The organism is Mesorhizobium sp. M7A.F.Ca.MR.362.00.0.0 (assembly GCF_004023175.1).
Lineage (GTDB): Bacteria > Pseudomonadota > Alphaproteobacteria > Rhizobiales > Rhizobiaceae > Mesorhizobium.
Genome location: NZ_RZTF01000383.1, coordinates 1 through 6,186, shown reverse-complemented (window position 1 = coordinate 6,186; position 6,186 = coordinate 1). Strand labels below are relative to the sequence as shown.

Genomic DNA, 6,186 nt, shown 5'->3' with positions numbered 1-6,186 from the left:
CAGCTACAACGGCTACATCAACGACCTGGCCTATGGCTACGGCCTGAAGAAGGCGGTCAAGTCGTGGTTCGGCCACAACATGACGACCTTCCAGGAGGTGCTGGGCGACAAGGCACACATGGGCCAGTTGACCGGCGATGAAGTCGCCGCCTATGGCGCCGACGACGCCTACTGGGCACTGCGCCTCTTCCGTCGCCTGCTCCAGTACATGGTCGACACCAACCGTGGCGTCACGCAGACCTTCTTCCAGCAGGAAAACCCGATGATCCACCTCTTCGCGCAGATGCGTGAGGTGGGCATGAAGGTCAACTTCGACAACATCCTGGCCCGTCGCGCCGAGGAACGCGAGAACACGGCCGAGGTGCTCCGTCGCACCAAGGCCAGCGTCAAGGCCCTCCTGCCCTTCCCGGAGGAGAAGCACCCCGGCCTGGCCAAGCGCGACAGCTGGTATCAGAAGGGCGCCGACAAGTACCGCAAGCAGATCGAGGACTGGAGCAAGCTCCCCGACTGGCCGGACGCCTACAAGCAGACCATCCAGGTCCGTGGCGCCGTGTCGAACGCCTGGGCCAGCGAGAGCGGCGACCCCGAACCGAAGGGCGTCAACCTCTCGCACTACATGCCCATGCGGACGATCTTCTATGACCTGACGGGCACCAAGGTGATCGTCAATCAGAACAAGACCCAGTCGGACGCCGAGGCGCGCGGCAAGCTGATCGACCGGTTCAAGGAGGACGGCCACGAGACGGCCAAGAACCTCCTCGTGTCGATGGGCGAGCTCGCCAGCATCGAGCAGCGCATGAAGCTGTACTTGACGCCCTACAGCCAGCTCACCGACCCGGAGACCGGCCGGATGTATCCGACCGTCACATCCATGCTGGCCTCCCGGCGCATGGCCTGCGAAGACCCGAACGCTATGCAGCTCGCCAAGCGTGGCGAGAGCACATACGTCCGTGGCTTCTTCGAAGGCGACGACGACGATCACCTTGTTCTCTCGCGCGACTGGTCAGCTATCGAGCTGGTCATCATCGGCGAGCTGAGCCAGGACCCGACGTTCATCGACGCCTATTGCCAGATCCCGCACAAGGATCTGCATACCGGCTCGGCGACGGCGGTGCTGGCGGCCGATTGCGAGGGCCTGACCCAGGATGTGTTCAAAGCGTTGAGCAAGTTCACGAGCGTGGACGAGTTCCTGGAGCAGTATGGCAACACCTTCGCGGGCCACGATCGGCTCTTCACCAACCTCAAGGGCGAGCCGCTCGAGCCGAACAAGGCCTACAAATACTGGCGTACCGAGGCCGGCAAGAACTCGAACTTCAACTACTGGTTCTCGGGCTGGCTGGCGACCATCGGTGAGCGGATGGGCTGGTCGCAGGAAAAGACCAAGATAGCGACCGAGATGTATCGGGACCGCTTCTCAGTCGCAGAGCGGTGGCGCACCGGCCTGATCGAAGAGATCGCTCGGGAGGGTGTCGTCTACCTGCCTGACGGCCACCGTCGTGTCCGTTTCGAGGCCACCAACCAGTGGCTCATATCGTTCAAGCAGAAGTTCGATATGGGCGGCGGCGCGGAGCTGGCGACCTACAATGCGCTCGTCCACTGGATCGCCAAGAAGATCCAGAAGCGGGCGTTCAACCAGGGCGTCAACTCGGTCGTCCAGGGCACATGCGCCACGATCGCCAAGCGTACGGCGATCAGGGTCATGGCTCGGATGAAGGAGATGGGCTGGGACTTCCGCATCATGCGGCTGATGGTCCCGATCCACGACGAGCTCGTGTTCTCGGTCCACCACAAGCATGTCCTGCCGGCGATGACCATGCTCGGCGAGTGCATGAACAACCATCCGGACATCTTCAAGGCCTGCAAGCTCGATAGCTCGCCGGCGATCGGCGTCACCTTCGAGCCCTACGACCCGAAGAAGGCACCGGGTGGCCAGATCGAGCTCTACGAGGCGCCCAAGCTCCCCGGCGTGTTGCCGGAGGAGACCGAAGGTCAGCGCCTGAGCGACGACCACGTCCTGTCGGTCGTCGACTACCTGATGTTCCAGAAACGCAAACTCCTGAAGGAAGCAGCATGAGCATCATCACTGCCAGGGCGAAGCTCCTGGCGATCGCCGACCGCGCGCCGATCGAACTGGGCGTCGAGATCATCGACATCATCGAGAACGAGATGTTCCGAGCGCCTCCCGTTCGGAAGGCTCGCAGCACCTCGTCACCTCTGACCGAGGGCCTGCGCCGGCGGATCAAGCGCTACGCCCACGAAAACCCCGACGCGACCTTCCACGAGATTGCCACGCACCACAGCGTCTCGATCGGCCGTGTTTCCGAAACCCTCAACGACAAATACCCCAATCGAAAGGCCACTCAATGATTTCATCGAACCCGATCTACAAGCTCGACACCCAGGGCCGTCTCCGCAGCTGGCGATACGAGGTCGACAGCAACAAGTGGCGCACCACAGCCGGCCTCGTCGACGGTGCGCAGACGACCACCGACTGGACAATCTGCTACGCCAAGAGCCAGGAGACCAATGAGGGCCAGGCTAGGTTCGAGGCCGAGGCCGAGGAGCGCAAGAAGCTGGAGCGCCAGTATCACCGGACTCCGGAGGCCTGCTCCACGCCGAACTTCTTCGAGCCGATGCTCGCCAAGGGCTACAAGCCCAAGCAGCACTTCCCCCTCGCCAGTCAGCCGAAGCTGGACGGCATCCGGTGCATCGCCCGCGCCGAGGGCCTGTTCAGCCGCCAGGGCAAGCCGATCGTCTCGTGCCCGCATATTGAGGAAGAGCTGGCTCCTCTGTTCGTCGCCGACCCCGACCTGATCCTCGACGGCGAGCTCTACAACCATGCGCTCAAGGCCGACTTCGAGCAGATCGTCTCGCTGGTCCGCAAGCAGGAGCCGAACCCGGCAACCGCAGGCGTGGTCCAGTATCACGTCTACGACATTCCATCGTTCGAGGGCACCTTCTTCCAGCGCGCTCCGGTCTACAACGCCATGCTGCAGGGCTACACCAGCGTGTTCCCGGTCGAGACCCGCATCGCCTTCAACCAGGCGATGTTCGACAAGGACTACGAGGAGTTCCTGGGCGACGGCTGGGAAGGTCAGATGGGCCGCGTGGATGGGCTTTACGAGATCGGCAAGCGCTCATCATACCTGCTGAAGCGCAAGGAGTTCCAGGACGCCGAGTTCAAGATCGTCGAGGTGGTCGAGGGCCAGGGCAACTGGTCGGGCTACGCCAAGCGCCTCACTGTCGAGCTGCCGGACGGGCGCACCTTCGGCGCCGGCATTGCCGGTACGCAGGACTTCTGTCGAAAGCTGCTGGACGACGCTGACGCTTGGGTCGGCCGCCAGGCAACGATCAAGTTCTTCACTCCGACCGGCGACGGCATACCGCGCTTCCCGGTCGCGATCAAATTCCATGAAGGAGCACGGATGTAATGGACACGATCAGCGTAGAGCAGCGGGAGGCTATGCATAGGGCCTTCCGCGAGGAAAACCGCCGCTCGTTCGAGCTGGAGCAAGCCCACTCGGCCGGTCGCCTCTAGCGACAGGAAGTCGAGCAGTTCTCGAAGGCCGCCACCAATGGCCAAGGAAACCGAGCTGCGCGCCGCCGGATGCAGGCCGAGCTCAAGAAGATGATGAGGAAACGCTGATGGGCTTCCCTGCACCCTTCGTTGGCTCCAGGCCGATCGCCGCTCCACCCGGCCGGGATGATATCCTCCCGGCCCACTACTTCACGAACGGCAAATGCGTTGTCAGCGCTTGGCAGCTCACGCCCGAGGAGGTCGCCGTGATCAACCACAACGGCGGCAAAATCTTCGTTTCGGTGATGAGCGGAGAGACTTTCTTTCCGACACTCGTCGGCTCGTCCGAGTCCGTCAGGATGATGCTGCTGGACTACGGCAAGACGTTCCCCAGCCAGCCGGTGGAGGTGATCGCCTGATGTTCGAAAACCTCAAACGCAAGAGGCAGCTAAACAGCTCCCTGATGCTGTCCTTCGACTGTCGGGGCTGCATGGGTGAGGATCACCGGTTCCAGTGGATCGGCACCGTCACCGGCTTCGAGAAGACCAGGTTCGCCGGCTGGGCGGCCCAGGTCAAGATCATCAAGCGCGACAATCATGGCGACTGGCGTGACGGCGCTCAGGGCTACGAGATCGTTCCGATCTCCGAACCCCAGCTCCTTGCCCCAGGCCTCTTCGCCATCTATCGATAAGGAACATCATGACCATTTCAGCCAAGATCATCGCCGACAGCATCAGCCCTATCGGCAAACGCATTACGACCATGGAGCTGCGATATCCGCGGTTCATCCATGCCGAGGAGCTCACCCACCGCGTACTCTCCTCTAGCCCCCAGATTATCGAATACATCGCTGACGGCGTGATGTACGACGAGAACCTGTCGCGCAACGCCTCGTCTTCACGGGCCATCCCGGTGGAGCGCATGATACAGGACGTGATCGACGATCCCGCCATGCCGATCTATTGGGGCAAAAACCAGTCGGGGATGCAGGCTGGCGAGGAGTTCGAGGGCTTCGACGGCTACATCAAGAACCCATGGCACGCCGGTCTCATCGTGCAGGGCACGATCCTGAGCCCCGAACAGGGATGGCTCGCCGGCCGTGACCAGATGATCAAGCTCGCCCGGGCCTACTCTGACGTTGGCTACCACAAGCAGATCGTCAACCGGCTCCTGGAGACCTGGCTGCACATCAATGTCGTCGTGACGGCGACCGAGTGGGACAACTTCTTCAAGCTCCGTCTCCACAAGGACGCCCAGCCTGAGATCCAGCAACTCGCCCGCCTCATGTTCGATGAGATGGTGTCGAGCACGCCGATCGAACTGGGGTCCGGCGAGTGGCATCTGCCATATGTGACGGAAGATGAGCAGGCAGTGGCCGTGACAGAGGCTGGGCAGCGCAACGTCAAGATACTCTCCGTCGCCCGCTGCGCGTCGGTCTCATACAAGACGGTGGACGGCCTGCCGATGACCCTGGAGCGGGCGCAGGCGATCTACGAGAAGTTGGTGGGAGCCGAGGTCTTCCATGCCTCACCATTCGAGCATCAGGCCACACCGGACACGCAATCCTCGTACCGGCGGCAGGTGAAGTATCATCAGGGACCTGACCGTTGGGACACTCGTTTCGATGGCCTGGATTTTAACAGGCCGGAGCTTCACGGCAACCTCCAAGGTTGGATCCAGAACCGGAAGATCATGGAAAGTAAACTTGCCCTATAGTACGGACAAGATCAGACATTAACGACAACATCAAGGGCGCCCATATGCGCCCTTGATGGCAAAGAACACTGGCAAATCTTCCGAACAAGAATTTGAGCGCATCTGGAACAAGCTCGGCAAACGAGCCTGGGTCTGGAGAGTGGTCGACGCGGCTGAAGTCCGCGGTCGAACCGGCGTGATCGGGTTCACCCGATCGGCCCCAAGCGATTTCGTCGTTGCCCACAACGGCGTCCATTTCGCCGTGGTGAAGTCCACCCAGGACGACACCGCGTTTCGCTTCTCTCTGCTCCGGAAAATCCCCTCTGCGATGGCCACGATGATCCTGGCGGCCCACGGCGATTACCTCGTCTACATCCACCGGATCCCCACCGACGAATGGTTCTGCATCCCGTACGCGATGATCCAGGACCATTCGGCACGATCACTGACCTGGAAAGAGCTCGAAAGGCACAAATGGAAACTCGCAACCTTGACGTGATGGTCGACATCGAAACGACCGGCACACATCCCGAGCACAACGGCATCATCCAGATCGCCGCGGTGCGCTTCAACGCCCAGACCATGACGGTCGACGCCTCCGACATGTTCGACCGCGCCCTGATCGTGGCCCCCGGCCGCTTCTGGGAGGAGTCGACCCGCGCCTTCTGGCAGGGCAAGAACCTGAAGGTCTACCAGCAGATCTGCTCGCGCATGGAAGACCCCTTCCTCGTCCTGAAGGCCTTCCAGGAATGGGCCAACAAGGGCCGCGCACCATCGGATGCGCCGCTGCGCTTCTGGGGCAAGCCGACGAGCTTCGACTACTCGTTCGTCCAGTCCTATTTCCGGCAGTTCAATCTCCACCTGCCGTTCCACTACCGCTACGCCCGCGACATGAACAGCTACATCGCCGGTATGCGCGGAAACCCCGACCACCCGGAGATCAACGTGCCGTTCAGTGGCGACGTCCACAACGC

8 protein-coding genes are annotated in these 6,186 nt (G+C 61.8%); all 8 read left to right on the top strand.

The genetic code is table 11. From position 1 onward, the window contains the following. Positions 1 to 2,074 (top strand): DNA polymerase (locus EOC06_RS30710; RefSeq protein ID WP_164898816.1); only part of this gene is annotated, 2,074 nt, incomplete at its 5' end. After that, positions 2,071 to 2,367 (top strand): hypothetical protein, encoded by a 297-nt coding sequence (locus tag EOC06_RS30705; RefSeq protein ID WP_128309552.1) that lies wholly within the window; start codon positions 2,071 to 2,073, stop codon positions 2,365 to 2,367. The genes EOC06_RS30710 and EOC06_RS30705, both read left to right, overlap by 4 nt. Beyond that, positions 2,364 to 3,431 (top strand): hypothetical protein, encoded by a 1,068-nt coding sequence (locus tag EOC06_RS30700; RefSeq protein WP_128309551.1) that lies wholly within the window; start codon positions 2,364 to 2,366, stop codon positions 3,429 to 3,431. The genes EOC06_RS30705 and EOC06_RS30700 overlap by 4 nt, the downstream gene beginning before the upstream one ends. 214 nt (positions 3,432 to 3,645) lie before the next feature. After that, on the top strand, positions 3,646 to 3,936 hold the full coding sequence (locus EOC06_RS30695; protein WP_128309550.1) for a hypothetical protein: 291 nt from the start codon (positions 3,646 to 3,648) through the stop codon (positions 3,934 to 3,936). After that, on the top strand, positions 3,936 to 4,208 hold the full coding sequence (locus EOC06_RS30690) for a hypothetical protein (RefSeq protein ID WP_128309549.1): 273 nt from the start codon (positions 3,936 to 3,938) through the stop codon (positions 4,206 to 4,208). The genes EOC06_RS30695 and EOC06_RS30690 overlap by 1 nt, the downstream gene beginning before the upstream one ends. Positions 4,209 to 4,216: 8 nt before the next feature. Further along, a complete protein-coding gene (locus EOC06_RS30685; RefSeq protein ID WP_206631290.1) occupies positions 4,217 to 5,233 on the top strand; it encodes an FAD-dependent thymidylate synthase in 1,017 nt (338 codons plus the stop codon). A gap of 52 nt (positions 5,234 to 5,285) precedes the next feature. After that, positions 5,286 to 5,711, top strand: coding sequence for a hypothetical protein (locus EOC06_RS30680; protein WP_206631289.1), 426 nt, complete (start codon positions 5,286 to 5,288; stop codon positions 5,709 to 5,711). Continuing rightward, positions 5,687 to 6,186: 3'-5' exoribonuclease (locus EOC06_RS30675; RefSeq protein WP_164898815.1), on the top strand; the 500-nt coding region annotated here is incomplete at its 3' end. The genes EOC06_RS30680 and EOC06_RS30675, both read left to right, overlap by 25 nt.

What these genes read in the sequence shown, in the direction of transcription:
- EOC06_RS30695 (WP_128309550.1), top strand. Translation starts at nt 3,646, where the DNA reads ATGGGCTTCCCTGCACCCTTCGTTGGCTCCAGGCCGATCGCCGCTCCA.
- EOC06_RS30690 (WP_128309549.1), top strand. Translation starts at nt 3,936, where the DNA reads ATGTTCGAAAACCTCAAACGCAAGAGGCAGCTAAACAGCTCCCTGATG.
- EOC06_RS30705 (WP_128309552.1), top strand. Translation starts at nt 2,071, where the DNA reads ATGAGCATCATCACTGCCAGGGCGAAGCTCCTGGCGATCGCCGACCGC.
- EOC06_RS30700 (WP_128309551.1), top strand. Translation starts at nt 2,364, where the DNA reads ATGATTTCATCGAACCCGATCTACAAGCTCGACACCCAGGGCCGTCTC.
- EOC06_RS30685 (WP_206631290.1), top strand. Translation starts at nt 4,217, where the DNA reads ATGACCATTTCAGCCAAGATCATCGCCGACAGCATCAGCCCTATCGGC.